General features: G+C 61.8%; 16 protein-coding genes. 11 read left to right on the top strand and 5 right to left on the bottom strand.

The genetic code is table 11. The features are described from left to right. Positions 1-6 precede the first annotated feature (6 nt). A complete protein-coding gene (gene clpA / locus QCE79_RS02715) occupies positions 7-2310 on the bottom strand; it encodes an ATP-dependent Clp protease ATP-binding subunit ClpA (RefSeq protein WP_244827212.1) in 2304 nt (767 codons plus the stop codon). Next, the gene (gene clpS, locus QCE79_RS02710; protein ID WP_244827211.1) at positions 2307-2621 is read right to left on the bottom strand and encodes an ATP-dependent Clp protease adapter ClpS; all 315 of its coding nucleotides are present in this window, start codon (positions 2619-2621) and stop codon (positions 2307-2309) included. Before clpS ends, clpA begins: the two co-directional genes overlap by 4 nt. Positions 2622-3143: 522 nt before the next feature. On the opposite strand from clpS, the gene QCE79_RS02705 reads away from it, so the two are divergent. After that, positions 3144-3350, top strand: coding sequence for a cold-shock protein (locus QCE79_RS02705; RefSeq protein ID WP_244827210.1), 207 nt, complete (start codon positions 3144-3146; stop codon positions 3348-3350). A 160-nt stretch (positions 3351-3510) separates the two neighbouring features. Here the strand turns inward: QCE79_RS02705 and icd are convergent, their stop codons facing one another. Beyond that, the gene (icd, locus tag QCE79_RS02700) at positions 3511-4767 is read right to left on the bottom strand and encodes an NADP-dependent isocitrate dehydrogenase (protein WP_244827209.1); all 1257 of its coding nucleotides are present in this window, start codon (positions 4765-4767) and stop codon (positions 3511-3513) included. A gap of 238 nt (positions 4768-5005) precedes the next feature. On the opposite strand from icd, the gene QCE79_RS02695 reads away from it, so the two are divergent. The 10 genes from QCE79_RS02695 to QCE79_RS02650 all read left to right on the top strand — a co-directional run bounded on the left by QCE79_RS02695 (position 5006) and on the right by QCE79_RS02650 (position 16142). Beyond that, entirely contained in the window at positions 5006-5575 is a 570-nt protein-coding gene (locus QCE79_RS02695) for a pseudouridine synthase (RefSeq protein ID WP_309845142.1), read from the top strand. A gap of 358 nt (positions 5576-5933) precedes the next feature. Next, positions 5934-6137 (top strand): hypothetical protein, encoded by a 204-nt coding sequence (locus QCE79_RS02690; protein ID WP_244827208.1) that lies wholly within the window; start codon positions 5934-5936, stop codon positions 6135-6137. Positions 6138-6372: 235 nt separating this feature from the next. After that, the gene (locus tag QCE79_RS02685) at positions 6373-6915 is read left to right on the top strand and encodes a DUF192 domain-containing protein (RefSeq protein ID WP_404989357.1); all 543 of its coding nucleotides are present in this window, start codon (positions 6373-6375) and stop codon (positions 6913-6915) included. A gap of 259 nt (positions 6916-7174) precedes the next feature. Next, a complete protein-coding gene (fusA, locus tag QCE79_RS02680; RefSeq protein WP_250463444.1) occupies positions 7175-9280 on the top strand; it encodes an elongation factor G in 2106 nt (701 codons plus the stop codon). Between the two features lie 127 nt (positions 9281-9407). Then, positions 9408-9887, top strand: coding sequence for a cupin domain-containing protein (locus tag QCE79_RS02675; RefSeq protein WP_244827205.1), 480 nt, complete (start codon positions 9408-9410; stop codon positions 9885-9887). 115 nt (positions 9888-10002) lie between these two features. Then, on the top strand, positions 10003-11673 hold the full coding sequence (locus QCE79_RS02670) for an ABC transporter substrate-binding protein (RefSeq protein ID WP_309841655.1): 1671 nt from the start codon (positions 10003-10005) through the stop codon (positions 11671-11673). 15 nt (positions 11674-11688) lie between these two features. Further along, positions 11689-12720, top strand: coding sequence for an ABC transporter permease (locus tag QCE79_RS02665; RefSeq protein ID WP_309841652.1), 1032 nt, complete (start codon positions 11689-11691; stop codon positions 12718-12720). After that, positions 12717-13574: an ABC transporter permease gene (locus QCE79_RS02660; protein ID WP_244827202.1), complete on the top strand. Its 858-nt coding sequence runs from the start codon at positions 12717-12719 to the stop codon at positions 13572-13574. Before QCE79_RS02665 ends, QCE79_RS02660 begins: the two co-directional genes overlap by 4 nt. Next, a complete protein-coding gene (locus tag QCE79_RS02655; RefSeq protein WP_309841649.1) occupies positions 13571-15658 on the top strand; it encodes an ABC transporter ATP-binding protein in 2088 nt (695 codons plus the stop codon). Before QCE79_RS02660 ends, QCE79_RS02655 begins: the two co-directional genes overlap by 4 nt. Positions 15659-15734: 76 nt before the next feature. Then, entirely contained in the window at positions 15735-16142 is a 408-nt protein-coding gene (locus tag QCE79_RS02650; protein WP_309841646.1) for a hypothetical protein, read from the top strand. Positions 16143-16170: 28 nt separating this feature from the next. On the opposite strand, the gene QCE79_RS02645 is transcribed toward QCE79_RS02650, so the two are convergent. Continuing rightward, positions 16171-17016, bottom strand: coding sequence for an aldo/keto reductase (locus QCE79_RS02645; protein ID WP_309841644.1), 846 nt, complete (start codon positions 17014-17016; stop codon positions 16171-16173). A 57-nt stretch (positions 17017-17073) separates the two neighbouring features. Continuing rightward, positions 17074-18771: an aspartate-alanine antiporter gene (gene aspT / locus QCE79_RS02640; protein ID WP_309841642.1), complete on the bottom strand. Its 1698-nt coding sequence runs from the start codon at positions 18769-18771 to the stop codon at positions 17074-17076. Positions 18772-18774 lie beyond the last annotated feature (3 nt).

Here is an 18774-nt window from a genome sequence, read left to right as displayed (position 1 = left end):
AAAAACTCAATCTACCTCGATCGCTTCCGGATTCGGATTACGCGGCGGAGCCGTGTTTTCGTCGAAGGTCAGTTGCACCTTGTCTTCCGCATCGACGTCCACCGTCACGCGACCACCGTTCAGCAGCTTGCCGAACAACAACTCGTCGGCGAGTGCGCGGCGGATGGTGTCCTGAATCAGACGCTGCATCGGTCGCGCGCCCATCAGCGGATCGAAACCGTGCTTCGCCAAATGCTTGCGCAGGGCGTCGGTAAAGACCGCGTCGACCTTCTTCTCGTGCAGCTGATCTTCCAGTTGCATGAGGAACTTGTCGACCACGCGCAGGATGATTTCCTCGTCCAGCGAACGGAAGCTGATGATCTGATCCAGCCGGTTGCGGAACTCAGGCGTAAACATCCGCTTGATGTCGGCCATTTCGTCTCCCGACTCGCGCTTCGCGGTGAAACCGATCACCGCCTTGCCCATGGCCTCGGCGCCCGCGTTCGTCGTCATGATGATGATGACATTGCGGAAGTCCGCCTTGCGGCCATTGTTGTCGGTCAAGGTGCCGTGGTCCATCACCTGCAACAGCACGTTATAGATGTCCGGATGCGCCTTCTCAATTTCGTCCAGCAGCAGCACGCAATGCGGCTTCTTCGTGACGGCCTCGGTCAGCAAACCGCCCTGGTCGAACCCGACGTAGCCCGGCGGCGCGCCGATCAACCGGCTCACCGCGTGACGCTCCATGTATTCCGACATGTCGAAGCGCAGCAACTCGATACCCAGCGTGAACGCCAGTTGTTTCGCGACTTCGGTCTTGCCGACACCGGTCGGGCCGGAAAACAGGAACGCGCCGATCGGCTTGTCCATCTTGCCAAGACCCGCACGCGCCATCTTGATCGACGCCGACAGCGCATCGATAGCCGGATCCTGACCGAACACGACCGCCTTCAGGTCGCGATCGAGCGTCTGCAGCTTGCTGCGATCGTCCTGCGACACGCTTTGCGGCGGGACGCGCGCGATCTTCGAGATGATCTCTTCGATCTCGCTCTTTCCAATAGTCTTCTTCTGCTTCGACTTCGGCAAAATGCGCTGGGCCGCGCCCGCTTCGTCGATCACGTCGATCGCCTTGTCCGGCAGATGACGATCCGTAATGAAGCGCGCCGACAGTTCAGCAGCCGCCGACAGCGCGCCCGACGAATATTTCACGCCGTGGTGCTCTTCGAAACGCGACTTCAAACCGCGCAGAATCGCAACTGTCTGCTCGACCGAAGGCTCGGTGACATCGACCTTCTGGAAACGCCGCGAAAGCGCCGCGTCCTTCTCGAAGATGCCGCGATATTCGGTGAACGTGGTCGCGCCAATGCACTTCAACTGTCCCGACGACAACGCCGGCTTCAGCAGGTTCGACGCGTCGAGCGTACCGCCCGAAGCCGCGCCAGCGCCGATCAGCGTATGAATTTCGTCGATGAACAGAATGGCGTGCGGACGCTCTTTCAGTTCCTTCAATACCGTCTTGAGACGCTGCTCGAAATCGCCGCGATACTTCGTGCCCGCCAGCAACGCGCCCATATCGAGCGAGTAGACCTGAGCGTCGGCCAGAATGTCCGGCACTTCGCCGCGCGTGATGCGCCAGGCGAGGCCTTCCGCAATCGCGGTCTTGCCCACGCCCGCTTCGCCGACCAGCAGCGGATTGTTCTTGCGGCGACGGCACAGCACCTGCACCACGCGCTCGACTTCGGACTCGCGGCCGATCAGCGGATCGATCTTGCCGTCCTTCGCGCTTTGGTTGAGGTTTTGCGTGAATTGCGCGAGCGGCGTTTCCTTCTGCGCCGCGGCGTCTTCCGACTCCGGATTCGCCTCGCTGCTCGCCTTGGCCGCATCGCCGCTACTGCTCTTGGCAATACCATGCGAAATGAAATTCACGACATCGAGACGCGTCACGCCCTGCTGTTGCAGGTAGTAGACCGCATGCGAATCCTTCTCGCCGAAGATCGCAACGAGCACATTCGCGCCGGTCACTTCCTTCTTGCCGTTCGAGGTCGATTGCACATGCATGATCGCGCGTTGAATCACGCGCTGGAAACCAAGCGTCGGCTGAGTATCGACGTCGTCCGTGCCGGGCACGGTCGGCGTGTTGTCATGAATGAAATTGCGCAGGTTCTGACGCAAATCTTCAATGTTGGCTGCGCAGGCACGCAACACCTCAGCCGCGGTCGGATTGTCCAAAAGGGCGAGCAAGAGATGCTCGACCGTAATGAACTCATGCCGCGCCTGACGTGCTTCCATAAACGCCATGTGCAGACTGACTTCCAGTTCCTGGGCAATCATGCTTCCTCCATCACGCACTGCAGCGGATGACCCGCCTGCCGTGCATGGCTAACGACTTGCTCAACTTTGGTCGACGCAATGTCTCGCGTGTAGACCCCACAAACTCCCCTGCCTTCGCGATGAACCTTCAGCATGATCTGCGTCGCAGTCTCACGATCCTTATTGAAGTATTCCTGCACGATCATCACGACGAATTCCATCGGCGTGAAGTCGTCGTTCAGCAGCACTACCTTGTACATCGCCGGCTGCTTGAGCTTCTGCTCCTGCCGCTCAAGTACCGTGCCGTCCTGCTTGTTGGGATTTGTCGCCATACACCCATTCTAAACAACACCGATTCCACCGCAATCGTCGCACCAGCGCCGGTCACCCGGTCGATGTGACTGCTGGCTGCAACGCTCGCAGATGGAACGTCCATTCAATCCTGCCGCTGCTTATCAAGTCAGCGCGGCCCGCTTGCACCTCGTTGAAACCAGTATCGCACAGCTTCAAAAAAAACAAACTGCACGCCGGGTGCCGGGGGCCGCCGGGTTACCACACAAGTGAGACGATTATGCGACTTTTCAAGATGGCTTGCTTGGGCGGCTGCGCACACGCAATGCAGGAATTACCCTACGAATGCGACATACACAACGAGCTTAACGGCCATCTCAAAATTTCCTTGACACCCGATTTAAGAGATTCAACAATCAAACTGGCACTTTTTTCCGGGGGCCTCCGGAAATAGAAAAAGAGCCGAGGTGAGCTAGTGAGGAGGACGCGGTTCACAAAGTGGGGTGGCCGACGAGCTTTTCGAGCGTGCTCTGGTTGCGACGAGAGTTAGAGGGGATGTACGAATGTCTACTGGTACGGTCAAATGGTTTAACGACGCGAAAGGTTACGGATTCATCACGCCCGATGAAGGCGGCGAGGATCTGTTTGCACATTTCTCGGCGATTCAAATGAACGGTTTCAAGACGCTCAAGGAAGGCCAGAAGGTCTCCTTCGAGATCGTCCAGGGACCGAAGGGCAAGCAGGCTTCCAACATCCAGGACACTGTCTGAGACGCGGACTGACCGTAAGAAGCGCAAAGCCTTTGAAACCCGGCCCAGGCCGGGTTTTTTTATTGCCTGTTTCTACGCGTTTTACCAAAGTCAAAACCCCAAAGACTTTAAGCCCTTGGGGTTTTAATGCAAATGCCGGTGATTCGTTGCGGCCGCGCTGTCACATATTCTCGATCATTACTTCGCCGAAACCCGAACATGAAACTTGCGTCGCGCCTTCCATGAGACGCGCGAAGTCGTAAGTAACGCGTTTGGACAGAATGGATTGTTCCATTGAATCGATGATTCGATCCGCCGCCTCGGTCCAGCCGAGATGACGCAGCATCATCTCGGCGGACAAAATTTCCGATCCCGGATTCACATAATCCTTGCCGGCGTACTTCGGCGCGGTGCCGTGAGTGGCTTCGAACATTGCAACCGAGTCCGACATATTGGCGCCCGGCGCAATGCCGATCCCGCCAACTTGCGCCGCGAGCGCATCGGAAATGTAATCGCCGTTCAAGTTCAGCGTGGCGATCACGTCGTATTCGGCGGGGCGCAAAAGAATCTGCTGAAGGAACGCATCCGCGATCACGTCCTTGACGACGATATCGCCACCCGTCTTCGGATTTTTCACCTTCATCCAAGGGCCGCCGTCGATAAGTTCCGCGCCGAACTCCTTCTGCGCGAGCGCATAGCCGTAATCGCGGAACGCGCCCTCGGTGAACTTCATGATGTTGCCCTTGTGCACGAGTGAAACCGAGCGGCGCTCGTTGTCGATGGCGTATTGGATTGCCTTGCGCACGAGCCGCTCGGTGCCCTCGCGCGACACCGGCTTGATGCCGAGCCCCGACGAGTCCGGAAAGCGGATCTTCTTCACGCCCATTTCCTCGCGCAGGAATTGGATGACCTTCTTCGCTTCCGGCGATTCGGCGGGCCACTCGACGCCCGCATAGATGTCTTCCGAGTTCTCGCGAAAGATCACCATGTCGACCTTTTCCGGCTCGCGCACGGGCGAAGGCACGCCTTTGAAGTACCGCACCGGCCGCAGACAAACGTAGAGGTCCAGCTGCTGGCGCAGCGCGACGTTGAGCGAGCGAATGCCGCCGCCCACCGGCGTCGTGAGCGGTCCCTTGATGGACACGAGGTACTCCTTCACCACGTCGAGCGTTTCGTCCGGCAGCCAGACGTCGGGACCGTAGACGCGCGTCGCCTTCTCGCCCGCGAAGATCTCCATCCATTGAATCTTGCGCTTGCCACCGTAGGCCCGCTCGACCGCCGCATCGACCACTTTGATCATGACCGGCGTGATGTCGACGCCCGTACCGTCACCTTCGATATACGGGATGATCGGCTGATCCGGAACGTTGAGCGAGTAATCCGCGTTGACGGTGATCTTTTCACCGTCCGCCGGAACCTGGATGTGCTGATACGGCATGGTCGACTCCAAAGAAGGCCGGGCTCGAATGGAAGCTGGCGCGATAGTGCGGACGATTCGCGGACCATGAACGTCGACGGCGCCCGCAAGCATGGCCAGAACAGCATTCTAACCACGCGCGAGTACAGCCGGTCGCCGTTCGAAGCCTGGCGTCGCGCTTGCGTCGGCTCGCGTCAGGATTGGGGGCGGCTCATTATGCATTAAGATGCCGCTTCGAATTCCGCCGCGCCTTCCTCCGATGCCGCTCATCGCGCTCAATAAACCCTTCGGCACCATCTGCCAGTTTTCCGCGCACGAGACGCGTCCCTCGCTCGGCGACTGGGTAAAGACGCCGGGCGTGTACCCGGCGGGCCGGCTCGACGCCGACAGCGAAGGCCTGCTTTTACTCACCGACGATGGCGCGTTGCAGGCGCGTATTGCCGAGCCGCGTCACAAGCTCGTCAAGCGTTATTGGGCGCAAGTGGAAGGCGCCCCTGACGATGCCGCGCTCGCGCATCTCGCGAAAGGCGTCGATCTGGGCGACTACGTGACGCGTCCGTGCCAATGCGCCTTCGTCGCCCAAGAAGACGACGCGCTCTGGCCGCGCAATCCGCCGATCCGCTATCGCGCGGCAATCCCCACAACGTGGATCGAGCTCGCCATCACCGAGGGCAAGAACCGGCAGGTCAGGCGCATGACCGCAGCCGTGGGCTATCCGACGTTGCGGCTCGTGCGCGTGGCTGTCGGTGCACTCGATATCTTCGCGCTCGGACTCGCGCCGGGCGAATGCATCGAGGTGAATGCGCGCGCGCCGTGGCGACGCGCTTAAAGCTTTATCGACGATAAGCGTCACGTCGTGCGTTTAAATGTCGTGTCGTGTAACCACGCGTGCAAAGCGCCGAGAAACTTTTTGCCGCGCGTTCGCAAATCTCTTTGAAACGACGTCAACCGAGTCTTCACGCGATGCGTTAAGGACCGCAGATGCCGAACAAAGCTATCCGGCATGAGCGATAAACCAATTGAATATGCTGTGTGCTCCAGGGTATTTGAAAGGTCAAAGCGCTCACAGCTGTATCGAAGACCAAATCATCGATACGACTGTCAACCGAAAGGTGGATGGCTCGTTTACCGACATGACTCCATGACCGGGTCGTTTGGTTAATCAACTCAAGCTAGAGGATTCACAAATGAACAAACTGATCGCTGCTCTCGTCGCTGGCCTGTTCGCAACGGCTGCATTTGCACAAGCATCGGCACCGGAAGCTGCTGCTCCGGCTGCTGCTTCGTCGGCACCGGCAAAGAAGGCTCACAAGTCGCACAAGAGCTCGAAGAAGCACGCGCACAAGAAGGCTGCCGCTTCGGCACCGGAAGCCGCTTCGGCAGCTCAGTAAGTTCGTTGTAAGAGGCGGTATAGCGAAGTTCGATGTTGCATTACCTGCAAAATCAATAACGAGCAATATCGCCGTCTTTACGGCGTTGAAGGGCAGATGGCCAACACGGCATCTGCCCTTTTGTTTTATCGACTCGCCTCATGGCACGCGCTTCGAGTAACATTCGCGAGTTTGCCGTGAGCCTGCCGGATTCTCGGCGCATCGATTCTTGATAAGGAGCATCGTCGTGATTCCGTTGTTTCATGCCTTGAAGTCTTCATTCGGTCCGAATCATTCAAATTGGCGTTCGCGCATTGCGAGCCGCGCGCTTGCCGCCGTGCAAGCATTAACTATTGCGTTGTTGTTGCCGTTTGCGGCAATGCCGCTTGCACAAGCGCAGACCATGCCGCCCGGTGCCAAGCAGCCTTCCGATTTCCCCCGCGCAAGACTCACCGCCGGCATGTTCGTGATCGATGCCGCTGTTGCCGCCAACGATGCCGATCGCGAGCAAGGCCTCATGTATCGCACGCAGCTTGCATCGAACGAAGGCATGCTCTTCGTGTTTCAGGAAAACGCCGTCCACTGCTTCTGGATGAAGAACACGCTGATCCCGCTGTCGATCGCGTTCATTCGCGCGGATGGCACCGTCACCGACATCGACGAGATGCAAGCCGAAACCGAGAACAACCATTGCCCGCGCAACAACGGCGTTTATGCCCTCGAAATGAGCAAGGGCTGGTTCACGGCCAAAGGCATCAAGCCGGGAACGAAGATTTCGGGCTTGCCAGCCGCACAGTAATCGCGGCAATCGCTGGAAAGATAAAGAGGCGCGTCACGTGAACGCGCCTTTTTTTCGTCCATACCGGCCGCATATGGCCGTCTCCGAGCCTTTTCGATTGCCGCAGGAGCGTTCCAGCGAGTTTCCTGCAAAGACCTTGCCAACGCGCTATCCTGAAAAGATTATCGCGATGCCGTTGCGAGCCCGGACGGCAATCGTGTGGCGGCGTGCACGGAATATGCGCATGCCGCCAGGGCTTACTACTCCAAAGGAGGTTCACGTGCCCCGCAAGACTCCCATCGAGCGCTACCGGAATATCGGCATCAGCGCTCACATCGACGCCGGCAAGACCACCACCACCGAGCGCATTCTTTTCTACACCGGCGTGACGCACAAGATCGGCGAGGTGCACGACGGCGCGGCCACGATGGACTGGATGGAACAGGAGCAGGAGCGCGGCATCACGATCACGTCGGCTGCAACCACGGCCTTCTGGAAAGGCATGGCGGGCAATTATCCTGAACACCGTATCAATATCATCGATACGCCGGGACACGTCGACTTCACCATCGAAGTCGAACGCTCGATGCGCGTGCTCGATGGCGCGTGCATGGTCTACGACTCGGTCGGCGGCGTGCAGCCGCAGTCGGAAACCGTGTGGCGTCAGGCGAACAAGTACAAGGTGCCGCGCATTGCGTTCGTCAACAAGATGGACCGCGTCGGCGCGGATTTTTTCCGCGTGCAGCGGCAAATCGGCGAACGTCTGAAGGGCGTGGCCGTGCCGATTCAAATTCCCATCGGCGCGGAAGATCACTTTCAGGGCGTGGTCGATCTCGTGAAGATGAAGGCCATTCTCTGGGACGACGACAGCCAGGGCATCAAGTTCACCTATGCGGAGATTCCCGACAACCTCAAGGAACTCGCGCACGAATGGCACGGCAAGATGGTCGAGGCCGCCGCCGAAGCCAACGAGGAACTGCTCGAAAAGTATCTAGAGAACCATGAAAGCCTGACCGAGGAAGAAATCAAGGCGGCGCTCAGGCAGCGCACCATCGCGAACGAAATCGTGCCGATGCTTTGCGGCAGCGCGTTCAAGAACAAGGGCGTGCAGGCCATGCTCGACGCGGTGATCGACTATCTGCCGTCGCCGGTGGACGTGCCCGCCATCCTTGGCCATACGGAAGACGACCAGGAAGCGGAACGCCATCCGAGCGATGACGAGCCGTTCGCCGCCCTCGCCTTCAAGATCATGACGGACCCGTTCGTCGGCCAGCTGATCTTCTTCCGCACGTATTCGGGCGTCGTGAATTCCGGCGATACGGTCTACAACCCGGTGAAGGAAAAGAAGGAACGCCTCGGCCGTATCCTGCAGATGCACGCCAACGAGCGCAAGGAAATCAAGGAAGTGCGCGCGGGCGACATCGCGGCGGCGGTCGGTCTCAAGGAAGCGACCACGGGCGACACGCTCTGCGATCCGAACCACGTCATCATCCTCGAACGGATGATCTTCCCGGAACCGGTGATCTCGCAGGCCGTCGAGCCGAAGACGAAGGCCGACCAGGAAAAGATGGGTATCGCGCTGAACCGGCTTGCGCAGGAAGATCCGTCGTTCCGCGTCACGAGCGACGAGGAATCCGGTCAGACCATCATCTCCGGCATGGGCGAACTGCACCTTGAAATTCTCGTCGACCGGATGAAGCGCGAGTTCGGCGTCGAAGCGACAGTCGGCAAGCCGCAAGTGGCGTATCGCGAGACGGTGCGCAACAAGGTCACGGACGTGGAAGGCAAGTTCGTCAAGCAGTCGGGCGGGCGCGGCCAATACGGCCATGCGGTCATCACGCTCGAACCGGACCCGGGCAAGGGCTACGAATTCGTCGATGCCATCAAGGGCGGCGTGATTCCGCGCGAATACATCCCGGCGGTCGACAAGGGCATTCAGGAAACGCTCAAGGCAGGCGTGCTGGCGGGCTATCCTGTCGTCGACACCAAAGTAACGCTGACCTTCGGTTCCTATCACGATGTCGATTCGAACGAAAACGCCTTCCGCATGGCAGGCTCCATCGCGTTCAAGGAAGCGATGCGCCGCGCGCGGCCGGTGCTGCTCGAACCGACCATGGCCGTCGAAGTGGAAACGCCCGAGGAGTTCATGGGCAACGTGATGGGCGATCTGTCGAGCCGTCGCGGCATCGTGCAGGGCATGGACGATATCGCGGGCGGCGGCGGCAAGATCGTGCGCGCCGAGGTGCCGCTGGCCGAGATGTTCGGCTACTCCACTTCGCTGCGTTCGCTCACGCAAGGCCGCGCGACCTACACGATGGAGTTCAAGCACTACACCGAGACGCCGTCCAACGTGTCCGAAGCGATCATCAATTCCAAAGGAAAATGATCGCCGCTTAAGACGTGTAATATCGGAAGTCCGTTGCTCGCGCGTTGTTGGTGGCGGCAACGGACTTTTTTTATCCGCAGACCAAAACGACAAACCCGACGCGATCACCACGACCATCACGACCACTATGAGCGACGCACATCACACCGATTGGCGCGAGCACGGCGTCAAGGTCATCAAGGGCGACCAGCTCGACACCAACACCGCGCAGACGCCGGGCATGAACCGCGCGGCCGCGATCAATGCGGCGCGCGTCGGTGCGCAGAAAATCTGGGCGGGCACGGTCACGATCCACCCGAATGCGAAGACCGGCGCGCATCATCATGGCGCGCTCGAAAGCGTGATCTACGTCGTGCGCGGACAGGCGCGCATGCGCTGGGGCGAACACCTCGAATTCACCGCCGAAGCCGGTCCGGGCGACTTCATCTTCGTGCCGCCTTACGTGCCGCATCAGGAAATCAACGCGAGCACCGACGATCCGCTCGAATGCGTGCTCGTGCGCAGCGACAACGAAGCCGTCGTCGTGAACCTGAATATCGATGCCGTGGAAGCGCCCGAGGAAGTCTTCTGGGTCGACCCGATCCACAAGCATCCGCACGATCATTGACATACCGGCCGCACGCCTTGGCATGCGGCCCGTTCCTTGCTTCCTCGAAACGACGCGGCAACGCTTTTCGCGTGGCCGAACGCATAACGACAACCCGCATACGGAACGACCACCGATGAAGAAATCCTCGACCGACGCACATCACCTCGACGCAGCGCGCACTCATGCGGGCGACCTGGGTAATCATGCGATCGACGAATTCAAGGCAGGCCGGCTTACGCGCCGCGAGTTATTGCGGCATGCGAGCGTGCTGGGTATCGCGCTTTCGGCTGGCGGCTTGCTTGGACTCGGCGCGACGAACGCTCGCGCTCAGGCCGCGGCCAAGCCGGGCGGCACCATTCGCGTGGCGCATCTGACGCCCGCGGGCGCCGTCGATCCGCTCACCGTCACCGATGCCTCGGGTCTCGCGCTCATCAATCAGACAGGCGAATTCCTGATCGACGACGACAGCGAAAAGCTCGCGCTCAATCCCGCGCTCGCGCTGTCGTGGTCGTCGAATGCGAAGGGCGATGTCTGGACTTTCAAACTGCGCCAGAACGTGAAGTTCCACGACGGCCAGACCATGACCGCCAAGGACGTGGCCGCGACCTTCAACCGCCTGGCCGATCCGAACGCCGGTTCGGCCGCGCTCTCGGTTCTGAAAGGCGTGCTGTCGAAGGATTCCGCGAAGGTCATCGACGATCACACCGTCGAGTTTCATCTGGACGCGCCCAACGGCAATTTCCCCTACTACGTTTCGTCCGACAACTACAACGCCGTCATTCTCCCGGCGAATTTCACGGGTTCGTACGAGAAGACCTTCATGGGCACGGGCGCGTTCAAGCTCGAAAAGTACACGCCGAAAGTGGGCGCGTCGTTCGTGCGCAATCCCGACTACTGGGGCGCAAAAGCGCTGCCGGACCGCGTGAACTTCTCGTTCTATGCGGACCATCAGGCGCAGCTTCTTGCCATGCAAGGCCGCCAGGCCGACGTCATGGGCGACTTCACCGTGCAAGGCGGCGTCTCGATCCTGAGCAATTCGCAGTTTAAGGTACTGGGCGCGAAGTCGAGCTCGCATCGGCAGATTCACATGCGCTGCGACACCGGCCCGTTCAAGGACAAGCGCGTGCGCCAGGCGCTGGCACTGGCGATCAATCGCGAAGTCATCGTGAAAGGGTTGTTCAAGGGCCGCGCGACCGTCGGCAACGACAGCCCGTTTGCGCCCGTGTTTCCGTCGAGCGATCTTTCCGTGCCGCAGCGCCATCTCGATGTTGCGAAGGCCAAGCAACTGCTCGGCGAGGCAGGCGTGGCGAACGGCTTCGACATCACGCTCACGACGGAAAAGTACATGGAGATTCCTGACCTCGCGGTCGTCGTGCAGAACGCGGCCAAAGCTGTGGGCATCCGCATCACGCTGAAGGTCGAAAGTCAGGATCTGTATTACGGCTCGGGCACGTTCGGCAAGTCGGACTGGCTGGATTCGCCGCTCGGCATCACGGACTACGGGCATCGCGGCGTGCCGAACGTGTTCCTCAACGCGCCGCTCACGAGCGACGGCACCTGGAACGCGGCGCACTTCAAGAATCCCGCTTACGACAAACTCGTCGCGCAGTTCGTGGCCTCGCTCGACGTGGCATCGCAGAAGAAAGTGTCGGGCGACATTCAGCGTCTGTTGCTCGATGAAACGCCCGTGATCATCCCGTACTTCTACGACCAGCTGATCGTCACGCGCGCCAATGTTTCGGGCGTGCGCTTCAATGCGATTTCGCAGATGTGGTTCGACCGGGCGACGGTGTCGGCGGCTTAAAGGAGGTTCGCGAGGATGAGCACGATCACGCCCTCGACCCGCATCGGGCCGGCGCGCAACGGCGGCGCGAAAGCACGCCGCGTGTTGCGCTTCGTCGGCGTGCGCGTGCTGCTCGCGCTCGTCACACTCTGGCTCTTGTCGATGATCGTCTTCGCCGGCGGCCAGTTGCTGCCGGGCGATGTCGGCCGCGCCATTCTCGGCCCGCTCGCGGATGCGCGCGCTGTCGCCGCGCTGAATCATCAGCTCGGCGTGGACCGGCCGCTTCTCACGCAATATTCGGCGTGGATCACGCATTTCCTGCGCGGCGACATGGGCGAGTCGTATGCGTTTCGCGCGCCGGTTGCACCGTTTATCGGCGAGGCGCTGTGGAATTCGGCGAAGCTCGGCGCGCTGGCGTTCATCGTCGTGGTGCCGCTCGGCATTGCAGGCGGCGTGTATGCGGCGCTGCACGCGGGGCGCTGGATCGACCGGATCATCAGCATTGGCGGACTCACGCTGACGGTCGTGCCGGAATTCGTCTCGTCCATCGTGCTGATCCTCATCTTCGGCGTGTGGCTGCAATGGCTGCCGATAGAAGCAAGCGCCAGCGCCGATGCCGGCATCCTCACGCAATTGCGGCATCTGATTTTGCCGGTGCTGCCGCTCGTCTTCGTGTTCTTCGGCTATATCGCGCGGATGGCGCGCGCGGGCACCGTCGAAGCGCTCGATGCCGACTACACGCGCACCGCAATCCTCAAGGGCTTGCCGCGCCGTATCGTGATCTGGCGGCACGTGCTGCGCAATGCGCTTCTGCCAACCGTGACGGTTGCCGCGACGCAGCTCGGCTACATGATCGGCGGGCTGGTCGTCGTGGAGACGCTCTTCCACTATCAGGGCATCGGCTCGCTGATCTACAACGCGGCGAAGGCCAAGGACTTCCCGATGCTCGAAGCAGGCGTACTCAGCATCGGCGTGATCTACACGGCGGCGAATCTGATCGCGGATGCGCTTTACGTCGTGCTGAATCCGCGTCTGCGCACGGCGGATTCGTCGGGAGACGGGCGATGAGCACACAAGCCCTTGCCCCCGTCAAACCGAAGCGCTTCGAGGCGCTTTTCGCGCTGTTGCGCTCGGCGACCTTCGTCGTCGGCGTGTCGATCCTGCTCTTCTGGGTGCTGTGCGCCTTGTTCGGTCAGCATGCCGTGCCGATCGATCCCTACGCTTCCGATCCCTTGAACTCGCTCGCGCCGCCTTCCGGCGATCACTGGTTCGGCACCGATCAGCTCGGCCGCGACGTGTTCGCGCGCGTGATCGTCGGGTCGCGCGACATTCTCACCATCGCGCCGCTCGCGACACTCATCGGCACGGCTGCGGGCACGGCCATCGGCCTCGTGGTCGGCTACTTCGACGGCTGGGTTGATGCCGTCGTCGGCCGCGCGATCGACGCTCTTCTCGCGCTGCCGCTCGTCATCGTCGCGCTGCTGGCGCTGGCCGCCGTGGGCGCGAGCAATACGACGGTGATTATCGTGATCGGCCTGACCTTCGCGCCGATCACCGCGCGCACGGTACGCGCCGCCGTGCTGGGCGAACGCCATCTCGACTACGTGATGGCGGCGCAGTTGCGCGGCGAGAACGCGCTTTACATCATGTTCGCGGAGATTCTGCCGAACGTGCTGCCGCCGATCATCGTCGAAGCCACCGTGCGGCTCGGCTACGCGATCTTCGCGGTCGCGACGCTATCGTTCCTGGGATTCGGCATTCAGCCGCCGTCCGCCGACTGGGGACTCGCGTTGTCCGAAAGCTATACGCTGATGGCGGGCGGCGCGTGGTGGACGGTCGTGTTCGATGCCGCCGCCATTGCCTCGCTCGTCGTCGCTGTCAACCTCGTCGCGGATGCCGTGCAAGGAGTGCTCGACCGATGAACGGACCGCCGCCATCGGCATTTCCCACGTTCGGCGCCGCCAAGGGCGAAGCGACCGACGCGCTCACCATCGTCGGACTGACGGTGGCCTACCGTTCGCGCGGACGCGAGCGCGAAGTGCTGCAGGACGTCTCCTTGCGCGTGCGGCGTGGCGAAGCGTACGGACTCGTCGGCGAATCCGGCTGCGGCAAGTCGACGGCGGCGCTCGCGGTGCTGCGCTACTTGCCGAAGAACGGCCGCGTAAAGTCAGGCCGCATCTCGATAGCCGGGCGCGATGTCTCCGCGCTGTCCGCCGACGCCCTGCGCGAAATGCGCGCCGATGCCGTCTCCATGGTCTATCAGGACCCGGGGCGCGCGTTGAATCCGTCGCTGACCGTCGCGCGGCAGGTGTCCGAAGCCTTCGAGGCTTCGGGCGCTTCTGAAAGCGACGCGCTCGAGCGCACGGTGGAGATGCTGCGACGTGTGCGTATTGCATCGCCCGAACGGGTGATGGAAAGCTACCCGCATCAACTGTCGGGCGGCATGCAGCAGCGCGTGGTGATCGCCATGGCGCTTGCCTGCAATCCCGAACTGCTGATTCTCGATGAACCCACCACCGGTCTCGATGCCACCGTCGAAGCCGAAGTGCTCGATCTCATTGCGCAATTGCGTGAGGAACTCGGCACCGCCGTGCTGTTCATCAGCCACAATCTCGCGGTGATTGGGCGCATGTGCGAGCGCGTCGGCGTGCTGTATGCGGGCAAGCTCGTCGAGGAAGGCGCAACCGCCGATGTCTTCGCAAAGCCGCGCCATCCATACACCGTGGGCCTGTTGCGCTGTCTGCCGACGAGTGGCCGCAGCAAGGAAAATGGCCGGCTCGACACCATTCCCGGTTCGTTGCCGCTGCCGGGATCGGTGACGCAAGGGTGCATCTTCGCCGCGCGCTGCAAGCTCGCCGACGAACGGTGTCTGAAGGAAGCGCCGCCGCCGTATCGGATGAGTGCGGCGCACGGCGATCAGATGGCGCGCTGTCACTATCACGAACGCGCGGAAATGCTGCCGCGTTCGACCGACGAAACGCCCGCCGCGCCTCCACTCGATCATCGAGCGCAACCGACGCTCGCGCTCTCCGCACGCAACCTGTCCAAAACCTTCCATGTCGGCGATGAAGAAGTGCGCGCCGTTCACGATGTCTCGCTCGATCTCGTGCAAGGCGAAACACTCGGACTCGTCGGCGAATCGGGCAGCGGCAAGACCACGCTCGCCAAGCTGCTGCTGGGCCTCGTCTCGCCGGACAAAGGCGCGACGCTCGAACTCGACGGTCAGCATCTGCCTGAACGCGTCACGCGGCGCAGCGACGAGCAGGTGAAGTCGCTGCAGATCGTGTTTCAGAACCCGGATTCGGCGCTCAATCGCGCGCATTCGGTGCGCCGGCTGATTGCGCGTTCGCTGTCGAAACTCGCGTCGCTGCGTGGCGAAGCGAAGGAAAAGCGCCTGCAATCGCTGACCGAAGCCGTGCGTCTGCCGGAGCGCTATCTCGGCTCGCGCACGCGCCAGTTGTCCGGCGGGTTGAAGCAACGCGTGGCGATCGCGCGTGCTTTTGCGGGCGATCCGCGCGTCGTCGTCTGCGACGAGCCGACTTCCGCGCTCGATGTCTCCGTGCAGGCCGCCATCCTCAATCTGCTGGCGGACTTGCAGCGCGAACGGCGCGTGAGCTACGTGTTCATCTCGCACGATCTGCACGTCGTGCGCTATTTGTCGGATCGGATTGCGGTGCTGTATCTCGGACGCATCATGGAGATCGGCCGCGCGGCGGATGTCTTCACGGGGCCGCAGCATCCGTACACCGAAGCATTGCTCTCGTCGGTGCCCGCGCTCGAAAGCGCGCCCGTGCAAAACGAGCGCATTCGCTTGTCGGGCGAGTTGCCAAGCGCGGCGAATCCGCCTTCGGGATGCGTGTTCCACACGCGCTGTCCGCGCAAGGTCGGCGACATCTGCGAACGCGAGGTTCCGCCTTGCCGCGATGCGGGGCACGGTCATGCCATTCACTGTCATATTCCGGTCGAGGAGCTGCGCGCGCTGCAAAGTCCCGAAAAGGTGACTTAAGCGCAGCGCGTCCGGAACCAAAGTGCGTGTTTGCGCCTCTCATCGGTTCACTCTCAAAACAACGAGGATTCAATCGATGAAACCCATTCTCTCGCTCGCTCTCGCCGCAGCTTGTGCCTTCGGTTCCGCTGCCGCTCACGCGCAGACGGCGGCGCCTGCCGCCATCGACCAGAGCTTCACTGCTTATTCGCTCGCGCAGCAATGCGCCCAGAAGGGCGACAACACCGCGCAAGGTCAGTGCGTGGGCGCCGTGCGCGGCATCGTGCGGGGTTATCAGTACGGCGTGCTGTTACAGTCGCAACGCGCGTCGCTGCAGGATGGCGACACCAAGCGCGTGTCGCTGTGCCTGACGGATACGTCGGTGTCATCGATCGTCGATGACTTCCTCACCGATGCGAAACAGGTGAACGAAGCCGATCTCAAGCGCACGCCGGCTGAAGTGGCGGTGCTGGGGTCGGTGCATTTGCATCATGCTTGCACGTGACTTGCACGTGCTTCGCATCTGAGTCCGCTCAAAGCATCTCCAACCCGCGCTTCGCTTTTGGCGGCTTGAACTGCTGATCGATATCCGCCAGTTCATCCGCCGACAACGCAAGGTCGAGCGCCGCGCGATTCTCGCGGATATGCGCAATATCCGCGGCTTTAGGAATCGCGAAGACTTGCGGCTGTTGCAGCACCCACGCGAGCGCGACCTGAAACGCCGATACGCCGCGCGCCGCCGCGATCTTCTCCAGCGCCCCGCCCCTCGGTAGACGCGCGTGATCGACGGGGCTATACGCCATCGCTGGAACGCGGCGCTCGCGCAACCACGGCAGCAGGTCGAATTCCGGTCCACGACGCGCGACGTTATAAAGAATTTGATCGGTTGCGCAGGCATCGCCGTGATCGAGCGAAAAAAGTTCGTCCATGTCGTCGGTGTCGAAGTTGCTCACGCCCCAGTGGCGAATCTTGCCATCGCGCCTGAGTTTTTCGAAGCCCGCGATCACGCCTTCCAGATCCTCGCCGCCGCGCCAGTGCAGCAAGTAAAGATCGATGCGGTCCGTCGCCAGCCGCTTCAGGCTGCGCTCGCACGCGCTCTGCACGCCGCGTTCATTGCCGTTATGCGGATACACCTTGCTGACGATGAACAAGTCCTCGCGCCGGTCGCCGAGCGCTTCGGCGATCAGCTTTTCGCTTTCGCCATCGCCGTACATTTCGGCGGTATCGATGAGCGTCATGCCGAGTTCCACGCCCTCGCGTAATGCGGCGATCTCGGTCTTGCGGGTGTTCGGGCGTTCGCCCATCTCCCAGGTTCCCTGGCCGAGCTTCGGAATGGTTTCGCCGTTCGGCAACGTGACGGTTGGCAGTGTGTTCGCCATGGAAAGCCTCCTTGTGCTGAAGGCCGATTATGTCGCAAGGAGCACTCCAGGTCTTCGCTAGACCAGTCCGACGACGAGCGGCCCGAGCAAGGTCAGAAGCACGTTCGCAAGCGCGTAGGTGACGGCGAACGCAGCCGTCGGCACCGGGCTTTCCGCCTTGTCGAGCACGCCGCCGAACGCCGGATTCGCACTGCGCGACCCCGACAGCGCGCCCGCGAAAACCGCCGCGTTGTCGTAGCGCAGGACATATCGGCCGAACAGCATCGTGAGAAGAAGCGGAAACAGCGTGACGAATACGCCGAGCAGAAAGATGGTCACGCCGCTTTGCTTCACCGTCACGACCGCCTGCAAACCCGAGTTCAGGCCGACCACCGCGACGAACGCGGCCAGCCCGAAGTCCTTCAGCAATTGCGATGCGGCGGGCGGCATGACGCCATACATCGGATGCTTGCCGCGCATCCAGCCGAACAGAAGGCCCGTGAGCAGACATCCGCCGCCCGAGCCGAGCGTGATCGGTATGCCGCCCACGCGCACCACGATCAGCCCGATCAGCAGTCCCAGCACGATACCCACGCCCATGTAGATGAAGTCGGTCTTGTCGGTGAAGGGAAGCTCGTAACCGGCGGCATCGACGGCGCGCTTCGTGTCTTGCGGCGAGCCGTAGACGGTGATCACATCGCCATGTTCGAGGCGCGTCTCCGGCAACACGGGCATGGGCAAACCGGCGCGCGAAATCTCCTGGATATAGACGCCGTGCCGCATGTCGCGATCCACGGTCGCGCGCAGCGCGGCGATCGTCGTGTGGTTCATGCCGCGCTTGGTGAACACGCCCTGACGCTTCTGCATGACGACGCTGATGCCGTCGGTGTCCGCGACTTCCTCGCCGAGTTGCGCCGCCGCGCTCACCATTACTTCGCGCCGTCCGACGACGAGCACGATATCGCCTGCCGCGAGCATGACGTCGGGGCGCGCTTCGAGCGCCTTGCCGCCGCGCCGGATGCGCTCGATGGTGATCATGTCCGCTTCGGCCATTTCGAGGTCGGCCACCGTGCGGCCCGCCGCGCCGCTTGCCGCCGTCACGCGAAACGCCCGCCCGACGAGCGCGGGCAACGCGGAAACCTGGCCCGCCGCGGGCCCGGATGCGCCGCCGCCCGCAAGCTGCCGCTCGGCGTCGACGGATGCTTCCTTCAGGCTCTGTCCCATGAACTTCGGCAGGATGTTCACGCAGACGATGATCGCGCCGAGCGAGCCGAAGACGTAAGTCACGGCATAGGCAATGGCGACATCGGACTGGAGCGCCTTCGCTTCGGCGGCCGGCAAGCCGAGCCGCGCGATGGCGTCGCCCGCCGTGCCGATGATCGCCGATTGCGTCAGCGCCCCGCCCGCGAGTCCGGCCGCGAGTCCCTTGTTCAGTCCGAAGACCTTCGCGCAGACGATCACCGTGACGAGCGCGGAGACGGCCAGAAACACGGCCATCGCGATTTCGCGCAGCGTCTTGCGATTGAGCGAATTGAAGAACTGCGGCCCGGAGTCGTAGCCGACCGCATAGATGAACACGGCGAACATCACCGCCTTCACGCCATTGTCGATTTGCACGCCGATCTGGCTGATCGCCACCGCCGCGAGCAGCGAGCCGCCCACGCCGCCCAGCTGGAACTTGCCGAAGTTGACCTGGCCGATGAGATAACCCGCCGCGAGCGAAAGAAAGAGCGCCGTTTCGGGCGACTTCTGAAAGACGAGGTGCAGCCATTCCATGTC

Origin of the sequence: Caballeronia sp. LZ003 (assembly GCF_031451465.1) — a bacterium.
GTDB lineage: Bacteria > Pseudomonadota > Gammaproteobacteria > Burkholderiales > Burkholderiaceae > Caballeronia.
The sequence above is the reverse complement of the archived record's forward strand: the minus strand, read 5'-3'. Positions and strand labels throughout refer to the sequence as shown.

Coding starts and splice junctions, on each gene's coding strand:
- QCE79_RS02670 (WP_309841655.1), top strand. CDS start 10,003: ATGAAGAAATCCTCGACCGACGCACATCACCTCGACGCAGCGCGCACT.
- aspT (WP_309841642.1), bottom strand. CDS start 18,771: ATGGAATGGCTGCACCTCGTCTTTCAGAAGTCGCCCGAAACGGCGCTC.
- clpA (WP_244827212.1), bottom strand. CDS start 2,310: ATGATTGCCCAGGAACTGGAAGTCAGTCTGCACATGGCGTTTATGGAA.
- QCE79_RS02660 (WP_244827202.1), top strand. CDS start 12,717: ATGAGCACACAAGCCCTTGCCCCCGTCAAACCGAAGCGCTTCGAGGCG.
- QCE79_RS02645 (WP_309841644.1), bottom strand. CDS start 17,016: ATGGCGAACACACTGCCAACCGTCACGTTGCCGAACGGCGAAACCATT.
- clpS (WP_244827211.1), bottom strand. CDS start 2,621: ATGGCGACAAATCCCAACAAGCAGGACGGCACGGTACTTGAGCGGCAG.
- QCE79_RS02665 (WP_309841652.1), top strand. CDS start 11,689: ATGAGCACGATCACGCCCTCGACCCGCATCGGGCCGGCGCGCAACGGC.
- QCE79_RS02695 (WP_309845142.1), top strand. CDS start 5,006: ATGCCGCTCATCGCGCTCAATAAACCCTTCGGCACCATCTGCCAGTTT.
- QCE79_RS02675 (WP_244827205.1), top strand. CDS start 9,408: ATGAGCGACGCACATCACACCGATTGGCGCGAGCACGGCGTCAAGGTC.
- icd (WP_244827209.1), bottom strand. CDS start 4,767: ATGCCGTATCAGCACATCCAGGTTCCGGCGGACGGTGAAAAGATCACC.
- QCE79_RS02655 (WP_309841649.1), top strand. CDS start 13,571: ATGAACGGACCGCCGCCATCGGCATTTCCCACGTTCGGCGCCGCCAAG.
- QCE79_RS02690 (WP_244827208.1), top strand. CDS start 5,934: ATGAACAAACTGATCGCTGCTCTCGTCGCTGGCCTGTTCGCAACGGCT.
- QCE79_RS02650 (WP_309841646.1), top strand. CDS start 15,735: ATGAAACCCATTCTCTCGCTCGCTCTCGCCGCAGCTTGTGCCTTCGGT.
- QCE79_RS02705 (WP_244827210.1), top strand. CDS start 3,144: ATGTCTACTGGTACGGTCAAATGGTTTAACGACGCGAAAGGTTACGGA.